The 22,240-nt window shown below is 69.8% G+C and carries 24 protein-coding genes, 2 tRNA genes and 1 pseudogene; 20 read left to right on the forward strand and 7 right to left on the reverse strand.

The window, feature by feature from the left end:
- Positions 1-15: 15 nt before the first annotated feature.
- Positions 16-366 carry a DoxX family protein gene (locus CTZ28_RS09190; protein ID WP_121888765.1) on the reverse strand — a complete coding sequence of 117 codons (351 nt, stop codon included), beginning with the start codon at positions 364-366 and terminating at the stop codon, positions 16-18.
- Between the two features lie 122 nt (positions 367-488).
- Here CTZ28_RS09190 and CTZ28_RS09195 point away from each other — a divergent pair, with 122 nt between their 5' ends.
- From CTZ28_RS09195 to CTZ28_RS09215, 5 genes are all read left to right on the forward strand, one after another.
- Complete coding sequence (locus CTZ28_RS09195; protein ID WP_121888766.1) at positions 489-1,400, forward strand: LysR family transcriptional regulator; 912 nt, start codon at positions 489-491, stop codon at positions 1,398-1,400.
- 231 nt (positions 1,401-1,631) lie between these two features.
- On the forward strand, positions 1,632-2,510 hold the full coding sequence (locus CTZ28_RS09200) for a YceI family protein (RefSeq protein WP_121888884.1): 879 nt from the start codon (positions 1,632-1,634) through the stop codon (positions 2,508-2,510).
- Between the two features lie 70 nt (positions 2,511-2,580).
- A complete protein-coding gene (locus tag CTZ28_RS09205) occupies positions 2,581-2,826 on the forward strand; it encodes a hypothetical protein (protein ID WP_121888885.1) in 246 nt (81 codons plus the stop codon).
- 81 nt (positions 2,827-2,907) lie between these two features.
- Positions 2,908-3,897 (forward strand): DNA polymerase III subunit delta, encoded by a 990-nt coding sequence (gene holA, locus CTZ28_RS09210; protein WP_183154316.1) that lies wholly within the window; start codon positions 2,908-2,910, stop codon positions 3,895-3,897.
- A 137-nt stretch (positions 3,898-4,034) separates the two neighbouring features.
- Positions 4,035-4,108: transfer RNA gene (locus tag CTZ28_RS09215), tRNA-Thr, on the forward strand.
- Positions 4,109-4,194: 86 nt separating this feature from the next.
- On the opposite strand, the gene CTZ28_RS46885 is transcribed toward CTZ28_RS09215, so the two are convergent.
- Positions 4,195-4,359: a hypothetical protein gene (locus CTZ28_RS46885; RefSeq protein ID WP_183154317.1), complete on the reverse strand. Its 165-nt coding sequence runs from the start codon at positions 4,357-4,359 to the stop codon at positions 4,195-4,197.
- A gap of 253 nt (positions 4,360-4,612) precedes the next feature.
- Between CTZ28_RS46885 and CTZ28_RS09225 the strand changes: the two genes are divergently transcribed.
- Positions 4,613-4,688, forward strand: a tRNA-Pro gene (locus CTZ28_RS09225).
- An 84-nt stretch (positions 4,689-4,772) separates the two neighbouring features.
- On the opposite strand, the gene CTZ28_RS46890 is transcribed toward CTZ28_RS09225, so the two are convergent.
- Positions 4,773-4,913, reverse strand: coding sequence for a hypothetical protein (locus CTZ28_RS46890; RefSeq protein ID WP_183154318.1), 141 nt, complete (start codon positions 4,911-4,913; stop codon positions 4,773-4,775).
- 418 nt (positions 4,914-5,331) lie between these two features.
- On the opposite strand from CTZ28_RS46890, the gene CTZ28_RS09240 reads away from it, so the two are divergent.
- The 3 genes from CTZ28_RS09240 (at position 5,332) to CTZ28_RS09250 (ending at position 6,798) form a co-directional block, all read left to right on the forward strand.
- The gene (locus tag CTZ28_RS09240) at positions 5,332-5,583 is read left to right on the forward strand and encodes a hypothetical protein (RefSeq protein WP_121888770.1); all 252 of its coding nucleotides are present in this window, start codon (positions 5,332-5,334) and stop codon (positions 5,581-5,583) included.
- Positions 5,584-5,848: 265 nt separating this feature from the next.
- On the forward strand, positions 5,849-6,202 hold the full coding sequence (locus CTZ28_RS09245; protein WP_259471517.1) for an HIT family protein: 354 nt from the start codon (positions 5,849-5,851) through the stop codon (positions 6,200-6,202).
- A gap of 113 nt (positions 6,203-6,315) precedes the next feature.
- Positions 6,316-6,798 (forward strand): hypothetical protein, encoded by a 483-nt coding sequence (locus tag CTZ28_RS09250; protein ID WP_259471518.1) that lies wholly within the window; start codon positions 6,316-6,318, stop codon positions 6,796-6,798.
- Between the two features lie 35 nt (positions 6,799-6,833).
- Here the strand turns inward: CTZ28_RS09250 and CTZ28_RS47665 are convergent, their stop codons facing one another.
- Positions 6,834-7,211: a hypothetical protein gene (locus CTZ28_RS47665; protein ID WP_147481125.1), complete on the reverse strand. Its 378-nt coding sequence runs from the start codon at positions 7,209-7,211 to the stop codon at positions 6,834-6,836.
- A 145-nt stretch (positions 7,212-7,356) separates the two neighbouring features.
- Here CTZ28_RS47665 and CTZ28_RS49485 point away from each other — a divergent pair.
- The 5 genes and pseudogenes from CTZ28_RS49485 to CTZ28_RS09280 all read left to right on the forward strand — a co-directional run.
- Positions 7,357-7,440 (forward strand): annotated as a pseudogene (locus tag CTZ28_RS49485) (DUF6233 domain-containing protein); the annotation flags it as partial.
- A 105-nt stretch (positions 7,441-7,545) separates the two neighbouring features.
- The gene (locus CTZ28_RS09260) at positions 7,546-7,788 is read left to right on the forward strand and encodes a hypothetical protein (protein ID WP_121888773.1); all 243 of its coding nucleotides are present in this window, start codon (positions 7,546-7,548) and stop codon (positions 7,786-7,788) included.
- Positions 7,760-8,284, forward strand: a complete 525-nt coding sequence (locus CTZ28_RS09265) for a DUF6879 family protein (RefSeq protein WP_121888774.1) — start codon at positions 7,760-7,762, stop codon at positions 8,282-8,284. The genes CTZ28_RS09260 and CTZ28_RS09265 overlap by 29 nt, the downstream gene beginning before the upstream one ends.
- 12 nt (positions 8,285-8,296) lie before the next feature.
- The gene (locus CTZ28_RS09270) at positions 8,297-9,148 is read left to right on the forward strand and encodes a helix-turn-helix domain-containing protein (protein ID WP_121888775.1); all 852 of its coding nucleotides are present in this window, start codon (positions 8,297-8,299) and stop codon (positions 9,146-9,148) included.
- A 310-nt stretch (positions 9,149-9,458) separates the two neighbouring features.
- Positions 9,459-9,881, forward strand: coding sequence for a DUF7848 domain-containing protein (locus CTZ28_RS09280; RefSeq protein WP_121888776.1), 423 nt, complete (start codon positions 9,459-9,461; stop codon positions 9,879-9,881).
- 442 nt (positions 9,882-10,323) lie between these two features.
- Here the strand turns inward: CTZ28_RS09280 and rpsT are convergent, their stop codons facing one another.
- A complete protein-coding gene (rpsT, locus tag CTZ28_RS09285) occupies positions 10,324-10,590 on the reverse strand; it encodes a 30S ribosomal protein S20 (protein ID WP_015660447.1) in 267 nt (88 codons plus the stop codon).
- 229 nt (positions 10,591-10,819) lie between these two features.
- On the opposite strand from rpsT, the gene lepA reads away from it, so the two are divergent.
- The 4 genes from lepA to hemW all read left to right on the forward strand — a co-directional run bounded on the left by lepA (position 10,820) and on the right by hemW (position 18,286).
- Positions 10,820-12,688, forward strand: coding sequence for a translation elongation factor 4 (gene lepA, locus CTZ28_RS09290; RefSeq protein ID WP_121888777.1), 1,869 nt, complete (start codon positions 10,820-10,822; stop codon positions 12,686-12,688).
- 273 nt (positions 12,689-12,961) lie between these two features.
- Positions 12,962-14,836, forward strand: a complete 1,875-nt coding sequence (locus tag CTZ28_RS09295; protein WP_121888778.1) for an AMP-dependent synthetase/ligase — start codon at positions 12,962-12,964, stop codon at positions 14,834-14,836.
- A gap of 199 nt (positions 14,837-15,035) precedes the next feature.
- Positions 15,036-16,961 (forward strand): SpoIIE family protein phosphatase, encoded by a 1,926-nt coding sequence (locus tag CTZ28_RS09300; protein WP_121888779.1) that lies wholly within the window; start codon positions 15,036-15,038, stop codon positions 16,959-16,961.
- 92 nt (positions 16,962-17,053) lie between these two features.
- A complete protein-coding gene (hemW, locus tag CTZ28_RS09305; protein WP_121888780.1) occupies positions 17,054-18,286 on the forward strand; it encodes a radical SAM family heme chaperone HemW in 1,233 nt (410 codons plus the stop codon).
- A gap of 39 nt (positions 18,287-18,325) precedes the next feature.
- Here hemW and CTZ28_RS09310 read toward each other — a convergent pair whose 3' ends face one another.
- Together CTZ28_RS09310 and CTZ28_RS09315 are read right to left on the reverse strand one after the other, a co-directional pair.
- Positions 18,326-19,135 carry a DUF3097 domain-containing protein gene (locus tag CTZ28_RS09310; RefSeq protein WP_121888781.1) on the reverse strand — a complete coding sequence of 270 codons (810 nt, stop codon included), beginning with the start codon at positions 19,133-19,135 and terminating at the stop codon, positions 18,326-18,328.
- Positions 19,136-19,169: 34 nt separating this feature from the next.
- Complete coding sequence (locus tag CTZ28_RS09315; protein ID WP_121888782.1) at positions 19,170-19,892, reverse strand: MBL fold metallo-hydrolase; 723 nt, start codon at positions 19,890-19,892, stop codon at positions 19,170-19,172.
- Positions 19,893-20,065: 173 nt separating this feature from the next.
- On the opposite strand from CTZ28_RS09315, the gene hrcA reads away from it, so the two are divergent.
- Positions 20,066-21,082: a heat-inducible transcriptional repressor HrcA gene (gene hrcA, locus CTZ28_RS09320; RefSeq protein ID WP_121888783.1), complete on the forward strand. Its 1,017-nt coding sequence runs from the start codon at positions 20,066-20,068 to the stop codon at positions 21,080-21,082.
- The gene (gene dnaJ / locus CTZ28_RS09325) at positions 21,083-22,219 is read left to right on the forward strand and encodes a molecular chaperone DnaJ (protein WP_121888784.1); all 1,137 of its coding nucleotides are present in this window, start codon (positions 21,083-21,085) and stop codon (positions 22,217-22,219) included.
- Positions 22,220-22,240 lie beyond the last annotated feature (21 nt).

Here is a 22,240-nt window from a genome sequence, read left to right on the forward strand (position 1 = left end):
CTGCACCGGACCTGGTCAGCGCGCCAGGACGAGGGCGAGGGAGGCGGTGGCGAGTCCGAGGTAGCCGAGGGGGAAGGCGATGTTGTGGAGGACGCGCATACGGAGGTGCGCGGCGACGGCGCCGATGAAGAACAGGACGAGTCCCGCCGCGGCGGCCACGCCGAGGGGCCGGGCGCCGAGGAGCCCGAGCAGCAGCCCGGCGGCCCCGGCGGCCTTGGCCGCGGCGAGCCACGGGAGCCAGGACTGGGGGAGGCCGACCTCGGCCGAGTTGGCGAGGACGAACCCGGCCCGCAGGAGGTCCGCGGCGGCGATCCCGGCGTTGGCCGCGATCGTGAGGACGGTGACGATCACATAGGCGGTGAACATGCGTGCCTCCCCGTTCGGCCGAGTACGTCGTGAGGGCGGGCAGGGCCCCTGTCCGCTGGCTCATGACCAGCCTTGTCGAACTCCGGTTTGGCGTCCAATACCTGCATCTATAACCTGAAAGGATGGATGTGGACACCCGGCTGCTGCGCTCCTTCGTCGCGGTGGCGGACACGGGGAGCCTGACGCGTGCGGCGGAGCGTCTGTTCCTCTCCCAGCCGGCGCTGACCAAGCAGATCAAGCAGTTGGAGACCCGGCTCGGGGTGCGGCTGTTCACCCGGTCCCGGGCCGGGATGACCCTCACCGAGCCGGGCCGGACCCTGGCGGCGCGTGCGCCGGCGCTGCTGGCCGACTGGGACCGGTTGCTGCGGGAGACGAAGGGCGCGGCCGACCGGGCGGCCCGTGTGCTGCGGGTCGGCTTCATGGCCAGCGCCGCCAATGAGGCGACCCAGCACATCGTCGCGGAGTTCGCCCGCCGGCGGCCGGGCTGGCGGGCCGATATGCGACAGGCCGTCTGGTCGGACCCGACCGCGGGGCTCGCCGACGGCGACACCGACGTCGCCCTGGTGCGGCTGCCCTTCCCCGGTCAGGACGCCCTGCGGGTGGCGGTGCTGTTCAGCGAGCCGCGCTGGATCGCCCTCCCCGCGGGACACCCCCTCGGCGCGCGCGACCTGATCCCCTTCCGGGACCTGTGGGACGAGCCGTTCGTGGCGGCACCGCCCGAATCCGGTGCCTGGCGGGACCACTGGCTGGCCGCCGGCGAACGGGAGGGCCACCCGGTCCGCATCGGCGCCGTGACCGACCGGCCCGACGACTGGCTCAGCGCGATCGCCAACGGCTACGGCATCGCCCTCGCCCCCGAATCGGCCGCCCGCTACTACGCCCGCCCCGGCGTCGTCTACCGCCCCGTCAGCGGCGTCAGCCCCAGCCGGGTCGGCGTCGCCTGGGCCCCCGCCGACGACACCGACCCCGTTGTCCAGGACTTTGTCCGTGCCTGCCTGGTCAGCAGACCCCCGCAGGACGGGACCGGTCCCTGACCGCGGGAGCGGTGGGCGCGGGTGCGGGATTTTCCCTGTGTGTTGACTGTGTGAAACCGGAACCTGCTTGGCTAATTCGGTTCACAGGCGGTCAGTTGAGGTCAGTCAGGCGTAGTCCCATCACATGTGCTGGATTCCCGCGATGTGGGCCTGTGTTGCCTCGAATGCCGCATCAGTGATCGAATGTATCTTCGGCAACAGTTGACGTCGAGGCGCACAGGGGTGTCGTACATGTTCGGCCGCTGGCTGGGAAACCGAACCAACCGGGTGCACCGGAGCCCGCTCGCGGCGGTCCAGACCCCGCCCGACGCGGGGGTGCTCAGCTGCCGGGTGCTCGACCCGGTCAACGAGCCGGTCGCGCACGCGGAGTTCGCGGTCAGTGATGCCATGGGGCGCACGGTGGTCACCGGCGGCACAGACCCCTACGGGTCGTTCGTGACGACGGTGCCGGCCGGTGAGTACCGGCTCGCGGTGACCGCGGAGGGCTACGCGCCGTACCGGGCGACCACGCTGGTCGGCGAGAATTCGCTGGCCTCGCTGGGCGATGTGACCCTCCAGGTCGCCCCGGGTCCTGACCTGCCGGCGACGGGCGACTGGGAGATCGAGCCGACGCATTCCTCGATCGGCTTCACCGCACGGCACATCGGGCTGGCCCGGATCCACGGGCGGTTCAACACCTTCGCCGGGGCGGTGCGGATCGCCGATCCCGTGGAGCAGTCCGCGATGCACGTGGTGATCGACGCGGCGTCCATCGACACCAACGTGCGGATGCGCGACGACCATCTGCGCTCGGCGGACTTCCTGGACATACAGCGCTTTCCGACGCTGGAGTTCTACAGCGAGCGGTGCGTGAACCGGGGCGGCAGCCGGTGGGCCGTCACCGGCGCGCTGTCGCTGCACGGGGTGACGCGTACGGTCACGCTCGACATGGAGTACCTCGGGCTCGGCAACGGGATGGAGGGCGAGATGCGGGCCGCCTGCCGGGCCACGACGGAACTGCACCGGGACGACTTCACCGTGAGCTGGCAGACGATGCTGGCGCGGGGGATCGCCGTGGTCGGGCCGAGCATCAAGATCGACCTGGACGTACAGCTCGTGCCCAAGAGCTGACGTCCCCGTGCCCAAGAGCTGACATCCGGGCCGGTCCTCAGGCATCGCCGTGCTGCCCGACAATGGCTCCGTGAGCGATGTGAGACATGTGCTGGTGCTGCCCGACCGCGATGCCGCGCAGGAGGTGGCGCGGGCGCTCGGGGAGCGGTTCGGCGTCGCGGAGGAGCCCCAGTTGGTGCGGGACGCGCTGGCGGGTGAGGACGACGCCGAGGACGCGCAGTGGCTCGTCGTCCTGCGGGACGAGGAGGAGCGGCTCGACCCGGCGGAACTGGACGCGCTCGCCGGGCAGTGGGAGGGGTGGCGCGAGGAGCCGTAGCGCCGCGGGACCCGGCCTCGCCCGCTCCCCGGGCCTGCTCGCCGCACCCCGTTGTCAGTGGTGCGTGCGATGCTTGTCGCGATGGCCAGAAAGACTGCTCAAGACGACCCTCTCGCCCCGGTGACGCTCGCCGTGGGCCAGGAGGACCTCCTGCTCGACCGTGCCGTGCGGGAGGTGGTGGCCGCCGCCAGGGCCGCCGACGCCGACACGGACGTACGTGACCTGACACCGGACCAGCTCCAGCCCGGCACGCTCGCGGAGCTGACCAGTCCGTCGCTCTTCGCGGAGCGCAAGGTGGTGGTCGTACGCGACGCGCAGGATCTTTCGGCCGACACGATCAAGGACGTGAAGGCGTATCTGGGGGCGCCGGCCGAGGAGATCACGCTCGTGCTGCTGCACGCGGGCGGGGCCAAGGGCAAGGGGCTGCTCGATGCCGCGCGCAAGGCGGGGGCGCGGGAGGTGGCCTGCCCGAAGATGACCAAACCGGCGGACCGGCTCGCCTTCGTACGCGGCGAGTTCCGCACCCTCGGCCGGTCGGCGACGCCCGAGGCGTGCCAGACGCTGGTCGACGCGATCGGGAGTGATCTGCGGGAGCTGGCGTCCGCGGCGGCGCAGTTGGTCGCGGACGTCGAGGGGACGATCGACGAGGCCGTCGTCGGGCGCTACTACACGGGCCGGGCCGAGGCGTCGAGTTTCACGGTGGCGGACCGGGCCGTCGAGGGACGTACTGCGGAGGCGCTGGAGGCGCTGCGGTGGTCGCTGGCGACCGGGGTCGCCCCGGTGCTGATCACCAGTGCGCTGGCGCAGGGCGTGCGGGCGATCGGGAAGCTGTCCTCGGCGCGGGGCGGGCGGCCCGCCGACCTCGCCCGGGAGCTGGGGATGCCGCCGTGGAAGATCGACCGGGTGCGGCAGCAGATGCGGGGCTGGACGCCCGACGCGGTGGCGGTGGCCCTGCGGGCGGTGGCCGAGGCGGACGCCGGAGTGAAGGGGGGCGGGGACGATCCCGAGTACGCGCTGGAGAAAGCGGTGGTGACCATCGCCCGAGCCGCACGCTCAAGAGGCCGGGGCTAGCCCACCCCCGGGCAGCCGAAGGCCCCGCCGTCCTGCCCCGGGGAAGGGCGGCGTGGCGGGGCCTGCGGATCAAGATGGTTGAGCTCGCACCCGCGTGGCGAACGCAGCTTCGGTTCGATCCCGGGTGCGCCCCACACGCCTCCGTAGCTCAGATGGTCAGAGCGCCGCTCTCGTAAAGCGGAAGTCGCGCGTTCGAGTCGCGCCGGGGGCTCTCTGCTAGCAAGTCCTGGTATCGAAGACGGGACACGGCCGTGAAGCTGGGCGGGGGCGGTCCGTGGTGGCACCGCCCCTGAGAGCCTAGGCGCGCCGGACGTGACTGAGGACGGTCATTCCAGCGGCGAAGACCGCGAGGAACGTCGTACCGCTCCCGGTTACAGTCTCAAGCGGCCCGCCGTTCAGGCTCATCACGATGACCGCTGCGACCAGGCAGGCCACAGTGGCAATCAAGACGACGATTGCCACGTCGCGCACAGGATGGTCACAGGGCTGGTGCGTCGAAGTGCTCGACACTCTTCCTCCATTGGTTTCGCTGCCAACCGGCATCCGGGCGCAACTCACCTAGGTGAGTCGTTAGACACCAGTCGCGCGCAGTAGGGCTAAGGAGCCCTCAACCAGCCGGTTGCCGGTCGGAGTGCGCGAATGCAGGTCACTAATGGATCTCCTTGAAGAGGGAGCAGGGCGCAGCTGTCCTACGCGACGCTCAACCCCCTTGCAACGGGACGTAGTTCAGAGGTCAGAGCACCCGCTTTGGGAGCGGAGAGTCGTGCGCTCGAATCGCGCCGTCCCGACCACAGACCCGCCCGGGAGGAGAGTTCCTCGGGATGGGGCTGCCCGACGTTCTACGGCAGTTTCGGAGCGGCCCTGAAGGTCAGCGTTCAGTACGTCTGCCTGAATCCGTGGTCGATCCTCACGTCCTCGTGCTGGTTCTCCAGCTTCCAGCCGGCCGCTTCAATCCGCGTGATGGCCATTGCAGGGCCCCCGTCCGGCTTGCCCGGGATGGCATGGATGGTGCGCACGTAGGCTGTATCCCCGCGCTTGTGCGCCTTCTCTGCCGCCTTGTCGACGGCCGACGTAGAGCGCCTCGTAAAGAGCCCCATAGACGAACAGAGCAGCGGGAGGTGGACGAATGGCGTGGGCCAACAGCACGCGCAGAAGCCGCCTACCGAAGGACTAGCCACGCATACGACGCCGCGTCCTGCGGCGTGACGGCCACGTCTGTCAGGCCCGGTTCTCTGACGGCCGGCTCTCTGGCAGAGAGGCCACAGACGTGGACCATATACGGCCCGGGGGCGACCACAGCATGGGGAATCTACGGGTACTGTGCGGGTGGTGCCACGCCAGGAGCAGCGCCAGTGAGGGCGGCCGAGCAGCAGCATTCACGCGCGTGCGTACAGAGCGGCCCAAGCAGACACATCCAGCACTGGAAGACTAGCCATGAGCGGTGCCCATGTGGTGCTGGAGGAGGCAGACGACGCGGGCGAAGACGGCGTGATCGTCACGCGCGTCTCGGTCAACGGCGTTGACGTTGGGAAGTTTGCGAAGCCTCCGAAGATCAATGTTGGTCGTGATCGCTCGTCCATGACGGTGACGATCACGCTCGTCCCCAGCCGCCTGGAGATCCGCGGCGAGCTTGCTGACGGAGCCCGTCGGCAGCCTCGCGTCGGCTTCGCTGCGAAGATCGACTAGCCCCAGACCCAGGGGGGTGATCCCCTCCGGGAAGATCGCCAGACCGTCGAGGTGCTCGGTCTCGCGCTCTGTGCGGGTCTGGGGGGTCTGGAGGAGTGATTTTGGGTCCACCGCGCGGTAGGCCCGGAGTCGGTCGCATGCAGCCTCCCGGGGGCTGCTGAGCATCACGCCCGCCTTGAAAGCGTGACTCGCCAGCATGGTCAGAGAGTGCATAATTGCAGGTGGAAGGATTGAAAGTGTGACACGCCCCCAGTATGCTGAGTCTATGGAACTCGCCCCCATGCCCGTATATGACTGCCCGTTCTGCACGATCGTGCGTGGGGAGACGGAAGCGGAGATCGTGCACGAGTGGTCCGACGCGGTTGCGTTCGTGCCACTCAACCCGGTGACGCCGGGGCACGTGCTGGTGGTCCCGCGCGTACACGTGGCGGACGTCGGCCATGATCCAGAAGTGAGCGCCATGACCATGCGACGCGCGGCCGAATTGGCCGCTGAAACGCACTGCAACGTCATCACGTCACGCGGCGCGGTGGCTACACAGACCATCTTTCACCTGCACTACCACGTGGTACCGCGCCGTGAGGGCGACGCTCTGTCGCTCCCCTGGGATGTTCGATGACCACGAGGATGTGTGCGATGTGCCCCAACGAGCTTCCGCTCATGGTGCGTTCGCACGCCCGCACTTGCTCCCCTCGGTGTCGGAAGGCACTCTCCCGCGCCAATGCGCGGAAGATGCTCCCCGACGAGCTGAAGACCCGCGACAGGTGGGTTCGACGCTCCGCGGACAAAGCCCCATTGACCGTCGCCGGCATGGCGGCGTCATCGACGGACCCGCGGACCTGGAGCACGCACAAGGATGCCACCGCTTCGACGGCCGGCGTCGGTCTGGGTTTCGTCCTCTCCGAGGAGGACGACATCGTGTGCCTCGACCTCGACCACTGTCTCAACCCGCTCACGGGCCGCGTGGCTCCGTGGGCCGCAGTCATCCTCCGCGACGCAGGCACCACCTACGTAGAGGTGTCCCCGTCCGGCGATGGCTTGCACATCTGGGGCCGCGCTGACGTCCGACAGGGACGCCGCATCCGACGCCCCGACGGTACGGCAGTAGAGATCTACGGGACCGGCCGCTACATCGCAATGACGGGACGCCGACGCGGCTCCTGCCCGTCCATCCTCGCGGATCTCTCCGTGGTGGTTTCCACGCTGACGGCGTAACCGACATCGTGTGGTACGACTTACCTCTCATGCAGTCATGAGGGGTGGGGTGCTGTGCAGGTGGCAGCCGAAAGTGTTCCGTGGACGAGCATCGTCCTGGCATCGGTTGGGGTATCCAGTCTCATGGCGACGTTTGTCGCATTGGCGTGGCAGTTCGCCATCTGGCGATGGTCCGGGCCGAGAATCTCACCGTCCGTCACACCGATGACGGTGGTTGACATGGCGGGCACGTCGGAACCGACACGAGTCCTCACCGTCACCGCGTACAACAAGGGGCGCGGCGACTGCGAAGTGACCCAGTGGTACTTGGATGACGGCTCAGACAAGTCGATGGTCATCATCAACCACATGCCTGGCTCTGCGAAGCTCCCGGAGAAGCTGGAGGGCTTGCACTCGCTGTCGTGGAGCGTCATGGACGGACCTGTCCTCGACTTCCTCAAGACACGGAACACTTCGCGAGTGCGGCCGGTAGTCATCATCGGCTCGGGTAAGCGATTCCGTGGCAAGTGGGTCAGAACAGACAAGCTAACCGAGAGCTAGAGGCTCCCGCACCATGCTGCGCGCCTCGCCCTCGTCGACGAGCAGCTAGAGGCGTGTCCCTTCTGCCGCCCCGATACGGAGCTTGGGATGGAAGCTGATTAGTTCCAGCCACATCAACCCGTGTAGTTCTATGCGCCCTTGACGCGCTCGTCCGTCGGCGTGATGGTCGTAGAACATTGCGCAACCCACGTGACAACGGAGGTCATCATGCCGCTACGGTTCTTCGGGAAGGACCCCGAGACGAACGGCGACCACTGCCCGACGGTGTGGCTCGACGAGGAGAAGCAGGAGTTCGTGTTCCAGGGGTGGAAGGCGGACGACGCACTCCAGGCAGAATGCCTGTCTACGGGGCCCATCCCCGACACGGAGGCGGTCGTCAGGCTGCCTGTCCGCATGGCGCAGCAGATCAGGGAGGCGCTCGATGCCGCAGAACGTGCCGCCGTTCGCTGAGCTGCTCGCCGGATGCCGCTCGTCCGCAGTCCACCTGGAGATGCGGGATGTCTACGGGGTGGCTGAGGAAGACGCGGACTTTGCAGCATGGTGCGACGGACGGGAGTACAACCACGACGACCGGGCGTCGTGGTGGAACGGCTTCCACGATGCCGTGGCCGATGCTGTGGGCCGCGGAGTCGTCATGCGCCGTGCGCGCGTCGTCTCTGAGCCGGTAAGCGAGTACATCCGTTACGAGCACTCGTGCACTCCGCAGAACATCGCGGCCGGCGAAGACGTCCGGTGGCTCCCGCGGCGCCTGGTGTCGGACCTGCTGCTTCCGGGCAACGATCTGTGGATCTTCGACGACCGACTGATCCGCTTCAGCCTGTTCGCAGGTGACGGCCGGTTCGTCGAGGACGTGATGGAGGACGATCCCGACGTCGTGAAGCGTCATTCCGATGCCTTCGAGGCGGTGTGGTCCCGCGCGATCCCTCACAAGGACTACCGGATCTGAGCGCGCCTCCTGATGCAATCTCCCTACCCTTCCGCTGCCCTCGACGAGGCTCGCCGCGCCATCGCGGAGAAGCTCCGCGAGATCAGGCGTGACGCAGGGCTGACGGGTAGGGAGGTTGCGGCACGGGCGGGATGGCTGCCGTCCAAGGTGTCACGTCTCCAGAGCGCGACAACGCCTCCCTCCGACGATGACATCCGGGCGTGGTGCACTGCGTGCGGAGCAGAGGACAAGATTCCGGATCTCCTGGCGGCGAACCGGACGGCTGACTCCATGTATCTGGAGTGGCGCCGTGTGCAGCGGAGCGGCCTTCGTCGGCTCCAGGAATCCCGGATCCCGCTGTATGCGCGCACGAAGACGTTCCGCGTCTACAGCTCCAGCGTGATCCCTGGCTTCGTCCAGACCTTCGAGTACGCTGCGGCGCTCCTGGGGAACATTGCCCGCGTACACGGCACGCCGGAGGACGTCCAGGAGGCAGCAGCAGCACGCGTCGACCGGTCCCATATCATCCGCGGCGGAGATCACCGGTTCGCGCTCCTCCTGGAGGAATCCGTGCTGCGCCACGTTGTCGGGGACGTCGCCGTCATGGCGGGGCAACTGGGCTATCTGCTCTCCGTCATGGCACTGCCGGCTGTGTCCGTCGGCGTCATCCCTGCCGGACGCGAGCGGGGTATGTGGACGGTGGAGACGTTCACAGTGTTCGACGACGACCGTGTCTCTGTCGAACTTCTGACGGCCGCTATCACAGTCACTGCACCAGGCGAGATCTCGATGTACGCGCACGCCTTCGAGGAAATGAAGTCGCTTGCTGTCTTCGGTGCTGAGGCACGGGGGCTTATCTCGGCAGCGATTGACTCGCTGGACTGAAGTCACATAGAACTTCGTAGGATTTCGTGGAACTCCCCATCTCCACACGCCTACGTTTGTCGCACAGGTCCCACGGCGGAGGTGCAGGGATGGCAATGGAGAGAGCGTCAAGAGACCCCGTGCTATTGGCGGAACCAGCCACGTCGGCCCCTCCCGCGCCAGCGCCAGGATGCGACGTGTGCGAGGCGCTCAAACGGCAGTGGGGCCAGGCGACGGAGATCGGTAGCCCCGCCCACGATCCGTCGCACGCAACGGACCTGGCCGTTGAAATCGGCCGCCACCCGCACGACTGGAAGAAGGGGGGTCGGGCATGACGGCTGTCGTACGCACTGCTGCATATCCCGCTCTCACGTCGCGCATCACGCTGGATGATCTCCCGGTACGCCGATGGGTCGAGTGTGCGAACTGCATTGAGTCACAGGACATCGAGCACACCACCGAAGCAGAGGCGTGGGCGGAGGAGCACCACGACGCCCACCCTGGGCACAGCCGGTTCCGCATCGTCAGGCAGACCGGATGGAGGATCGATCCGTCGGCGGAGGCCATCTGCGGTGCCACCACGCTGCTGCCGCTCACCTTCATCGAGCTGGAAAAACGCGTCGTCGGCGTCGACTGGACCGGAGTTGTGGTGACGTGCGACGACGAGCCGCACGCCGGTCCGAACCACTGCGGACCTCTGGTGATCGACGGTCAGCACAAAGGCACGTATCACTGGACTGCGTCGGCCCCCTAGACCCGCGTGCGGCGCCCGTGCGTCGCTCGCGGTGGGCGCGGCGGGACTCTGGTCGGCATACCTCGTCCTGTCCGCGTCCTGAACTTCTCGTCCCGAGTCCGCCGCCGGGGACGAGGCACCGCCCGTCGGTGGGGTCCTCCGGGACCGCCCGGGGCGGTACGAGCCCCGCTCACTTCCTCCCCCGTGGAGGTGGGCGGGCATTTTCACGTCCGCAGGCAGACACAGCAACGCCCCCAGAGTGGGTCTGGGGGCGCTGTCGCAGCGTGGCGTACTGCGTAGTCTGTCCGTGAGCCGAGGTAGAGGGCTCGACGTACCTCACGGTGGGTTGTCGGAACTCGCCACGACTTGCGAACGCAGGCCGCGTGCGAGTTCGGGGTGCCGGGTGGGAGCGGATGAGAGAGGGCCCGCTCTTGGTCCTCCCGGCGGTCAAGTCGGAGCTGACTCAGCCCTTGAGGGACGCGACCTTGGACGCCAGGGCCGACTTCTTGTTGGCGGCCTGGTTCTTGTGGATGACGCCCTTGGAGACGGCCTTGTCGAGCTGGCGCGCGGCGGCGCGCTGGTACTCGGTGGCCTTCTCGACGTCACCCGCGGCAGCGGCCTCGCGGGCCTTGCGGATCGCGGTCTTCAGGGAGGACTTCACGGCCTTGTTGCGCAGCCGAGCCTTCTCGTTGGTCTTGATCCGCTTGATCTGGGACTTGATGTTCGCCACGAATGAGCCTTTTCAGGTTCTGGTACGGGCCGCTATAGGTCCCGAACCGGTGATTTCTTGAGACGCACCCCGTGCCGAGCGGGCATGAGGCACAGCCACTCACGGTACCAGTGGCCCCGCGGCCAGCCCAAACCCGTCCATGGTCCCCGCCCATGGGACCATGGAGACTACGTATCGATCCGACCCGAGACCGTTCACCCTGCGGATACCTCAAGAATCAGGACCCTGCGTGCCCGCGACCCCTAACAATGTGCCCGCGCCGAGCCGTACCGACCCGGCTCTGATCCGCAACTTCTGCATCATCGCGCACATCGACCACGGCAAGTCCACGCTCGCCGACCGGATGCTCCAGCTGACCGGTGTGGTCGAGCAGCGGCAGATGCGTGCCCAGTACCTCGACCGCATGGACATCGAGCGTGAGCGTGGCATCACGATCAAGTCCCAGGCGGTGCGTCTGCCGTGGGCTCCCAGCCACGACCCGGGCAACACGCACATCCTCAACATGATCGACACCCCCGGGCACGTCGACTTCACCTACGAGGTCTCGCGGTCGCTCGCCGCCTGCGAGGGGACCATCCTCCTCGTGGACGCCGCCCAGGGCATCGAGGCGCAGACCCTCGCCAACCTCTACCTGGCGATGGAGAACGACCTCACGATCATCCCCGTGCTGAACAAGATCGACCTGCCGGCGGCGCAGCCCGAGAAGTTCTCCGAGGAACTGGCCAACCTGGTCGGGTGCGAGCCCGATGACGTCCTGAAGGTGTCCGCCAAGACCGGCCTCGGCGTCGAGGCGCTGCTGGACAAGGCCGTCGCCGAGATCCCGGCCCCGGTCGGCGTCCAGGACGCCCCCGCCCGCGCCATGATCTTCGACTCGGTCTACGACTCCTACCGCGGTGTCGTGACCTATGTCCGGGTCGTCGACGGCCAGCTCAACAAGCGCGAGCGGATCCGGATGATGTCCACCGGCGCCACCCACGAGCTGCTGGAGATCGGCGTCAGCTCGCCCGAGATGCTGCCGGCCGACGGGCTCGGCGTGGGTGAGGTGGGCTATCTCATCACCGGCGTGAAGGACGTCCGCCAGTCCAAGGTCGGTGACACGATCACCAGCCAGGCCAAGGGCGCCACCGAGGCGCTCGGCGGCTACAAGGACCCGAAGCCGATGGTCTTCTCGGGCCTGTATCCGCTGGACGGCTCCGACTACCCCGACCTGCGCGAGGCCCTCGACAAGCTCCAGCTCAACGACGCCGCGCTGGTCTACGAGCCGGAGACCTCCGCCGCGCTGGGCTTCGGCTTCCGGGTCGGCTTCCTGGGCCTGCTGCACCTCGATGTGGTCCGCGAGCGCCTGGAGCGCGAGTTCGGCCTCGACCTGATCGCCACCGCCCCCAACGTGGTCTACCGCGTGATCATGGAGGACGGCGTCGAGCATGTCGTGACCAACCCGAGCGAGTTCCCCGAGGGCAAGATCGACGAGGTGTACGAGCCGGTCGTGCGGGCCACGATCCTCGCGCCCACCGAGTTCATCGGCGCGATCATGGAGCTGTGCCAGACCCGGCGCGGCACCCTGCTCGGCATGGACTACCTGTCGGAGGACCGGGTGGAGATCCGTTACACCCTCCCGCTCGCCGAGATCGTCTTCGACTTCTTCGACCAGCTGAAGTCCAAGACCCGCGGCTACGCCTCGCTCGACTACGAGCCCACCGGCGAGCAGAACAGCTCCCTGGTGAAGGTCGACATCCTGCTGCACGGCGACAAGGTCGACGCCTTCTCCGCGATCACCCACAAGGACCAGGCCTACGCGTACGGCGTACGGCTCGTCGCCAAGCTCAGGGAGCTGATCCCGCGGCAGAACTTCGAGGTGCCGGTGCAGGCGGCCATCGGCTCCCGGGTCATCGCCCGCGAGACCATCCGCGCCATCCGCAAGGACGTCCTCGCCAAGTGCTACGGCGGTGACATCTCCCGTAAGCGGAAGCTGCTGGAGAAGCAGAAGGAAGGCAAGAAGCGGATGAAGATGGTGGGTTCCGTGGAGGTTCCGCAGGAGGCCTTCATCGCCGTGCTGTCCAGCGATGACAGCGCGGGGTCGGGCAAGGCCAAGAAGTAACCGCCGGTTACATCCGGGTGCCCCGGCAAACCGGACCAACAGGGGCTCGCCGTGTGAAAGTGCGGCGAGCCCCTACGCGTGCGTAGGGTCGCTCTCTGTAGGAAGTGACAGGCCGCCGCCCCTTACGTGTCGGCGGGGCCGGGCTCTACCCTGATCTCTGCTCGATAGTTACTCGCGGGTTAAACAACGCCGGGCGACGGCCCGGACGCCCGGCCCGCGGGTGTACCCAGCCGCACTGAGCCAGCCGCACCGTCGCGGGTCCCGGAGGATGTCGTGAGCGACACACAGACACTGATCGAGAACCGTCCGCCGTCCGTGGCGACCCTGTTCCTGGAGCGCGTCGCGGCCACACCGGACGCCGAGGCCTACCGCTACCCGGTGCCCCCTGCCTCAGGTCAGGGCCCGGACGACTGGAAGTCGCTGAGCTGGGCGCAGGCGGCCGAGCGGGTCTACGCGATCGCCGCCGGGCTGATCGAACTGGGCGTACAGCCCGAACAGCGCGTCGCGCTCGCCTCCTCGACCCGGGTCGAGTGGATCCTCGCCGACCTCGGCATCCTGTGCGCCGGCGCCGCCACCACGACCGTCTACCCGCAGACGAACATCGACGAGTCGGCGTTCATCCTCTCCGACTCCGGGAGCCGGGTGCTGATCGCCGAGGACGCGGCCCAGCTCGCCAAGGCGCGGGAGCGGCGCGCCGAGCTGCCCGACCTCACCCATGTGGTGGTGCTGGACCCGGCCGGTGTGGAGACCGGCGACGGGGTGCTCACCCTGGCCGAGCTGGAGCAGCGCGGCGCCGCCCTCCTGGAGAAGCAGCCCGAGCTGATCAAGGAGCGGGTGGCGGCGATCACCAAGGACCAGCTGGCCACCCTCATCTACACCTCCGGCACCACCGGCCGCCCCAAGGGTGTGCGGCTGCCGCACGACAACTGGTCGTACATGGCGAAGGCGATCGCCGCGACCGGCCTGATCAGCGCCGAGGACGTGCAGTATCTGTGGCTGCCGCTGGCGCACGTCTTCGGCAAGGTGCTCACCTCCGGCCAGATCGAGGTCGGCCATGTCACCGCGGTGGACGGCCGCGTCGACAAGATCATCGAGAATCTGCCGGTCGTCCGGCCGACGTACATGGCCGCCGTACCGCGCATCTTCGAGAAGGTCTACAACGGCGTCGCGGCCAAGGCCCGGGCCGGCGGCGCCGCCAAGTACCGGATCTTCCAGTGGGCGGCCGAGGTCGCCCGCGAGTACGCCAAGACCAGCCAGGACACCTTCCGGCGCACCGGCACCGCGGGCGCGCCGTTCGGCCTGTCCGCCAAGCACAAGGTCGCCGACGCGCTCGTCTACGCCAAGATCCGCGAGGCCTTCGGCGGCAATCTGCGCGCCTGTATCTCCGGCTCCGCCGCGCTCGCGCCCGAGATCGGCTACTTCTTCGCCGGCGCCGGCATCCACATCCTGGAGGGCTACGGCCTCACCGAGTCCGCCGCGGCCTCCTTCGTCAACCCCGGCGAGGCCTACCGCACCGGAACGGTCGGCAAGCCGCTGTCCGGCTGCGAGGTGCGCATCGCGGAGGACGGCGAGATCCTGCTGCGCGGCCCCGGCATCATGCAGGGCTACCACAATCTGCCCGAGAAGACCGCCGAGGTGCTGGAGTCCGACGGCTGGTTGCACACGGGTGACATCGGCGAGCTGTCCCCCGACGGCTATCTGACCATCACCGACCGCAAGAAGGACCTGATCAAAACCTCCGGCGGCAAGTACATCGCGCCCGCCGAGGTCGAGGGCCGGTTCAAGGCGGTCTGCCCGTACGTCTCCAACATCCTCGTGCACGGCGCCGACCGGAACTTCTGCACCGCGCTCATCGCTCTCGACGAGCCCGCCATCATGGCGTGGGCCAAGGAGAACGGCCTGGCGGACACGTCGTACGCCGATGTCGTGGCCGCGCCCGCGACGGTCGCCCTCATCGACGGGTACGTCAAGGAGCTCAACGAGGGGCTGCAACGCTGGCAGACCATCAGGAAGTTCCGGCTGCTGCCGCGCGACCTGGACGTCGAGCACGGTGAGATCACGCCGAGCCTGAAGCTGAAGCGGCCCGTGGTGGAACGGGAGTACAAGCACCTGATCGACGAGATGTACGCCGGCGCCCGCGAGTCATAGCCCTCCCGCCCGCTCGCAGATGTGGCCGTTTCTGTTCGTCTTCGAGCACACCCGTAGCACCCTGTAGCACGGTTCTCACGCAGGGCGGGTCACTTCGGTGACTCCACGCTTATGGACGCAGCCGGTCTGTCACCCTGTCGGCAACGACCGAGGCCTGAACGACCGAGGCCCAATCGTCCGAACCGCCCGGGGAGCTGCAATGGGGGCCATACCGACGCAACGGGAGACCGTGTCCCGTGGCTTCGAGCCGTCCGCGCATCCGACCGTGCCCGTGACCGCGCCCGCGTCCCCGGACGCGGGCGCGGACCCGCGCACCCGGAGGCACGCGACCCTGCCCGGCAGCCCCCTCGCGCCCGGCTCCGCCCGCGCGCTGGTGCGCGGTGTGTTCGCCGAGTGGGCCGAGCTGGGCCTCGTGACCGGCGAGCGGCTCGCCGACGACGTCATGATCGTGGTCAGTGAACTCGTCACCAACGCCGTCGTGCACGCGGGCACCGAGGTCGAACTGGCCTGCCGGCTGGAGGCGGACGGCGCCGTCGTCGTCGAGGTCGGCGACCACCATCCCTCGCGCGCGCCGCGTGACCACGCCGCCGAATCGCCGTACGAGACCCCGGAGTACGGGCGCGGGCTGCGCCTCGTCGCCGCGCTCGCCGAGTCCTGGGGCATCGCGTACCGCACCGGCGCCAAGACGGTGTGGGCGCGGCTGTCCGCGCAGGACGCGCCGGCGGCCGACGGATGCGAGGCGCACGCCGGGGAGCGCGCACTGGCCGACGCCGAGATCCTCGCGCCCGGACCCCACCGGGCCGGACGCGACCGCGAATGGCTCGGCCGGGGCGCGCTGTCCTTCCTGGCCGAGGCCTCCGACCTGCTCGCCGGGCAGCTCGACGAGGGCCTGGTCGCCGCGCTCACCGGGCAGCTGATCGTGCCGCGCCTCGCCGACTGGTGCGCGGTGTGGCTGGAGGACGAGTCGACCGTCCGCGGCGGCTGGGCGGACGGCACGGGTCTCGCCGGACCGCGGCTCACCCGGGTCTGGCACGCGAGCGAGAACCTCATCGAGGAGCTGCGCCGCAGGCTGGAGAAGGAACCGCCGCGCCCCCGGAACGGCCTGCGCTCCGGACCCGAGCCCTACCCCTGGCCCGGCGAGGCCCTCGGCCCGCGGTCCGCGCACGGCGCGGCGCTCGCCTACCGGCTGATCGCGGGCGGCCGGCCGCTGGGCACGCTCGTCATCGGGCGGCGTGGCCTCACCCGCTTCCCCGACGAGATCGTCGGGCTCGTCGAGGACCTCGCCCGCCGGGTGGCCCTCGCCATCGGCGCGGCCCGCCAGTACGCGCGACAGGCCACCATCAGCGCCGTCCTGCAGCGCGGGCTGCTGCCCGGGGCGGTCGCCGAGATCCCGGGTATGTGCAGCGCGCTCGTCTACGAGCCGTGCGATCAGGGCGGGCCGAGCGGCGACTTCTACGACCTGTTCCCGGCCGGCGACGGCCGCTGGTGCTTCGCGGTCGGCGACGTCCAGGGCAAGGGCCCCGAGGCCGCCGTGGTGATCGGTCTGGCCCGGCCCTGGCTGCGGCTGCTGGCCCGCGAGGGCTACCGGGTCGCCGACGTCCTCGACCGTCTCAACCAGCTTCTGCTCGACGACGCGACGGAGGCCGCGGACGCGGCGGCCCGGGCGCTGGTCGCGGCCGGCGGCCGGGCCGTGGCCCCCGGCGAGGGGCCGCAGACCCGCTTCCTGTCCCTCCTCTACGGTGAACTCGCCCCCTTCGACGGCGGCATCCGCTGCACCCTCGCCTCCGCCGGCCATCCGCTGCCGCTGGTCCTGCGGCCCGACGGTGAGGTCCGCACGGCCGCGCAGCCGCAGACCCTGCTCGGTGTCATCGAGGACGCCACGTACATCAGCGAGACCATCGAGCTGGGGCCGGGCGACAGCCTGCTGTGCGTCACCGACGGGGTGACCGAGCGCCGCTGCGGATCCCGCCAGTTCGACGACGGCGACGGGCTCGCGCGAGCGCTGGCCGACTGCGCCGGGCTGAGCGCCGAACTGATCGCGGAACGGATCAGAAGGCTGGTCCACGACTTCGGCAGACAGCCCCCGGAGGACGATCTGGCCCTGCTGGTCCTCCAGGCAGAGTGACCGACGCCCCCGGAGCCGTTAACTGGCCGGCGCGGTGCACGAGGCGACCGGGGTCGGTGGAGGCACCGGTTCCGTGCGGGACAATGGGGGACATGCCTTCCGCTCTTCCCGATGGTGAGCCCGTCCCCGTCGACGGCGCGTTGCCCGCGTCCGCGCTCGCCGGGGCCGCCGGCCGGCCCCTCGGGTTCTATCTGCACGTCCCGTACTGCGCGACCCGCTGCGGATACTGCGACTTCAACACCTACACCGCCACCGAACTGCGCGGCACGGGCGGAGTGCTCGCCTCCCAGGAGAACTACGCGGACACCCTGACCGACGAGATCCGGCTGGCCCGCAAGGTGCTCGGCGACGACCCGCGCGAGGTCCGCACGGTCTTCGTCGGCGGCGGCACGCCGACCCTGCTGGCCGCGGACGACCTCGTGCGGATGCTGGGCGCGATCCGCGCCGAGTTCGGGCTCGCCGCGGACGCGGAGATCACGACGGAGGCGAACCCCGAGTCGGTCGACCCGGCCTACCTCGCCACCCTGCGGGAGGGCGGCTTCAACCGGATCTCCTTCGGCATGCAGAGCGCGCGCCGGCACGTGCTGAAGATCCTCGACCGTACCCACACCCCGGGCCGCCCGGAGGCATGCGTCGCCGACGCGCGGGCGGCCGGCTTCGAGCAGGTGAACCTGGACCTGATCTACGGCACGCCGGGGGAGTCGGACGACGACTGGCGGGCATCGCTCGACGCGGCGCTCGGCGCGGGCCCCGACCACATCAGCGCGTACGCCCTGATCGTCGAGGAGGGCACCCGGCTCGCCCGCCGCATCCGCCGGGGCGAGATCCCGATGACCGACGACGACGTGCACGCGGACCGCTATCTGATCGCGGAGGAGGCCCTTGCCGCGGCCGGTTTCGATTGGTACGAGGTGTCCAACTGGGCCACCTCCGCCGCCGGCCGCTGTCTGCACAACGAGCTGTACTGGCGCGGCGCCGACTGGTGGGGCGCGGGCCCGGGCGCGCACTCCCACGTGGGCGGGGTGCGCTGGTGGAACGTGAAGCATCCGGGGGCGTACGCGGCGGCGCTGGCGGCGGGCCGAACGCCGGGCGCCGGGCGGGAGATCCTGTCCGACGAGGACCGCCGGGTGGAGCGGATCCTGCTGGAACTGCGGCTGCGGGAGGGCGTACCGCTGGAAGTCCTGCGGGAGACGGGCCTCGCGGCGGCGCGCCGGGCGCTGGCGGACGGGCTGCTGGAGCGGGGGCCGTACGAAACGGGGCGCGCGGCGCTCACGCTGCGGGGCCGGCTGCTGGCGGACGCGGTGGTACGGGACCTGGTGGACTGATCACCCGGGAGACCAGCGAGTTCGCCGCTCACGAGAACGTCAGACGTCATCGCCGGCCGTGACGAAGTCGATCAGTTCCTCCACTTTCCCCAGCAGCTCCGGCTCCAGGTCCCGGTACGACCGCACCCGTGACAGGATCCCCTGCCACGCCGCACCCGTGTTCTCCGGCCAGCCGAGCGCCCGGCACACGCCCGTCTTCCAGTCCTGGCCGTGCGGTACTTTCGGCCATCCCGCGATGCCCAGTGACGAAGGCTTGACCGCCGCCCAGATGTCGATGTAGGGGTGACCGACCACCAGCGCGTGCTCGCTGGTCACCGACTCGGCGATGCGCCACTCCTTCGTACCGGGGACCAGATGGTCCACCAGGACGCCGAGCCGCGCGTCCGGACCCGGCGCGAACGAGGCCACGATGGCCGGCAGATCGTCCACGCCCTCCAGGTACTCCACGACCACGCCCTCGATGCGCAGGTCGTCGCCCCACACCTTCTCGACCAGCTCCGCGTCGTGCCGGCCCTCGACGTAGATCCGCCCGGCACGGGCCACGCGCGCGCGTGCGCCGGGGACGGCGACCGAACCGGATGCCGTACGGGTGGGGCGTACCGGAGCCGACGACGGGCGCACCAGCGTCACCACCCGGCCCTCCAGCAGGAAACCGCGCGGCTCCAGCGGGAAGACGCGGTGCTTGCCGAAGCGGTCCTCCAGGGTGACCGTGCCCGCCTCGCAGCGGATCACCGCGCCGCAGAAGCCGGTGCCGGGCTCCTCCACCACCAGACCGTTCTCGGCCGCGACCTCGGGGACGGGCTTGGGCTTCTTCCACGGCGGCGTCAGGTCCGGTGAGTACGGGCGCATTCGGATGACGATAGGAGAAAGCGCGGGCGGACGATCACGACACGCCGAAACGCGCCGCCAGCGCGTCGCGCTGCCCGCGGACGAAGGCCGCGTCCACCACCGCACCGTGACCGGGCACGTACAGCGCGTCCGGGCCGCCCAGGGCGAGCAGCCGGTCGAGGGCGGCGGGCCAGCGGGACGGCATGGCGTCCGGGCCCGCCTGCGGCTCCCCGGACTCCTCGACCAGATCGCCGCAGAAGACGACCTCCGGGTCGCCGGGGACCAGCACCGCCAGGTCGTGCGCCGTGTGGCCGGGGCCCACGGCGGCCAGCAGTGCCTGCCGGCCGCCGCCCAGGTCCAGCGTCCGCTCGCCGTGGACCGGGTGGCGGGGTGGGACCAGGGTGCGCGCCGCCTCGGCCGCGGTCCGCGCGTCCAGGCCGTTGCGGACCGCGTCCCGGCGCAGTTCGTCCCGCCCGTGGGCGAACACCGCGTCCACGCCGACCGCGGCGTACACCTCCGCGCCCGCGAACGCCGCCGCGCCGAAGACATGGTCGAAGTGGGGGTGGGTGAGCGCGAGATGCGTCACACCGTGGCCGGCGATCTCCTCGGCCCGCGCGCGCAGCCAGGCGCCCTCCGCGAGGCTGGACCCGGCGTCCACGACGAGCGCCGCGCCCGCCCCGAGGACCAGCCCGGCCGTGCAGTCCCACCCCGGCAGCCGGCACCGCCCCACCCCGGCGGAGACTCGCTCCCAGCCCGCCTCTTCCCAAGTCGCCCTCATGCGGCGACGCTAACGCCCAGGGGCCTTCGGGCACGATCCGGCGGGACCAGCCTTGCCCGGGGTGTACCCCACGGCCGTACACTGGGGCGGGGGAAGTTGGCACTCGCACGCTCAGAGTGCCAGGCGACAGATCCGTGGGACCGCGGGGACGACTTGCTGGAGGTGGGCGCGCGATGCTGAGTGAACGCAGGCTCCAGGTGCTGCGCGCCATCGTCCAGGACTATGTCGGCACCGAGGAGCCGGTGGGTTCGAAGGCGCTCACCGAGCGGCACAACCTCGGCGTCTCCCCGGCCACGGTCCGCAACGACATGGCGGCGCTGGAGGACGAGGGGTTCATCGCCCAGCCGCACACCAGCGCCGGACGGATCCCCACCGACAAGGGTTACCGGCTGTTCGTGGACAAGCTCGCGGGCGTCAAGCCGATGACCGGGCCGGAGCGGCGCGCCATCCACAACTTCCTCGTCGGCGCCGTCGACCTCGACGACGTCGTGACGCGGACGGTGCGGCTGCTCGCGCAGCTGACCCGGCAGGTCGCCATCGTGCAGTACCCGTCCCTGACCCGCTCGACCGTGCGGCATGTGGAACTGCTCTCGCTCGCCCCCGCGCGCGTGATGCTCGTGCTGATCACGGACACCGGCCGGGTCGAGCAGCGGATGGTCGACTGCCCGGCGCCGTTCGGCGAGACGTCCCTGGCGGACCTGCGTGCGCGGCTCAACAGCCGGGTCGCGGGCCGCCGTTTCACGGACGTGCCGAACCTCGTCGAGGATCTGCCGGAGGCCTTCGAGGCCGAGGACCGCGGTACGGTCTCGGTGGTGCTCTCCACCCTCCTGGAGACGCTCGTCGAGGAGAACGAGGAGCGGTTGATGATCGGCGGTACCGCCAATCTGACCCGCTTCGGACATGACTTTCCCCTCACGATCCGGCCGGTCCTGGAGGCCCTTGAGGAGCAGGTCGTGCTCCTCAAGCTGTTGGGCGAGGCGCAGGATCCGGGCGTGATGGTGCGTATCGGTCACGAGAACGCCCATGAGGGACTCAACTCCACGTCCGTGGTGTCGGTCGGCTACGGTTCGGGCGGCGAGGCAGTCGCCAAGCTCGGCGTGGTCGGACCGACCCGCATGGATTACCCGGGAACGATGGGAGCGGTACGCGCAGTGGCACGGTACGTCGGACAGATCCTGGCGGAGTCGTAGGTGGCCACGGACTACTACGCCGTTCTCGGCGTGCGCCGCGACGCGTCGCAGGAAGAGATCAAGAAGGCTTTCCGGCGGCTCGCACGCGAGCTGCACCCGGATGTCAACCCCGATCCGAAGACGCAGGAGCGCTTCAAGGAGATCAACGCCGCCTACGAGGTGCTGTCGGACCCGCAGAAGAAGCAGGTCTACGACCTCGGCGGCGATCCCCTCTCGCAGTCCGGCGGTGCCGGTGCGGGCGGCTTCGGCGCGGGCGGCTTCGGCAACTTCTCCGACATCATGGACGCGTTCTTCGGTACGGCGTCGCAGCGCGGGCCCCGCTCGCGCACGCGGCGCGGCCAGGACGCCATGATCCGTATCGAGGTCGAGCTGGACGAGGCGGCCTTCGGCACGACGAAGGACATCCAGGTCGACACGGCGGTCGTCTGCAAGACCTGCAACGGCGAGGGCGCGGCGCCCGGCACCACCGCCCAGACGTGTGACATGTGCCGCGGGCGCGGTGAGGTGTCGCAGGTGACGCGGTCCTTCCTGGGCCAGGTCATGACCTCGCGCCCGTGCCCGCAGTGCCAGGGCTTCGGCACGGTCGTGCCGACGCCGTGCCCCGAGTGCGCGGGCGACGGCCGGGTGCGCTCGCGCCGGACGCTCACGGTGAAGATCCCGGCCGGTGTCGACAACGGCACCCGCATCCAGCTCGCGGGCGAGGGCGAGGTCGGCCCGGGCGGCGGGCCCGCCGGCGATCTGTACGTCGAGATCCACGAACTGCCGCACTCCACCTTCCAGCGCCGCGGCGACGATCTGCACTGCACGGTGACGATCCCGATGACGGCGGCGTCCCTCGGCACGAAGGTGCCGCTGGAGACGCTGGACGGCCTGGAGGAGGTCGACATCCGCCCGGGCACCCAGTCCGGCCAGTCGATCCCGCTGCACACCCGGGGCGTGACCCATCTGCGGGGCGGCGGCCGGGGCGACCTCATCGTGCACGTCGAGGTGCAGACCCCGACCAAGCTCGACCCCGAGCAGGAGCGCCTGCTGCGCGAGCTGTCCAAACTGCGCGGCGAGGAGCGCCCCCAGGGCCAGTTCCAGCCGGGGCAGCAGGGTCTGTTCTCGCGACTGAAGGACGCGTTCAACGGGCGCTGACGTGAGCTGAGAGGTGCTGCC

The organism is Streptomyces shenzhenensis (genome assembly GCF_003688995.1).
Classification (GTDB): domain Bacteria; phylum Actinomycetota; class Actinomycetes; order Streptomycetales; family Streptomycetaceae; genus Streptomyces; species Streptomyces shenzhenensis_A.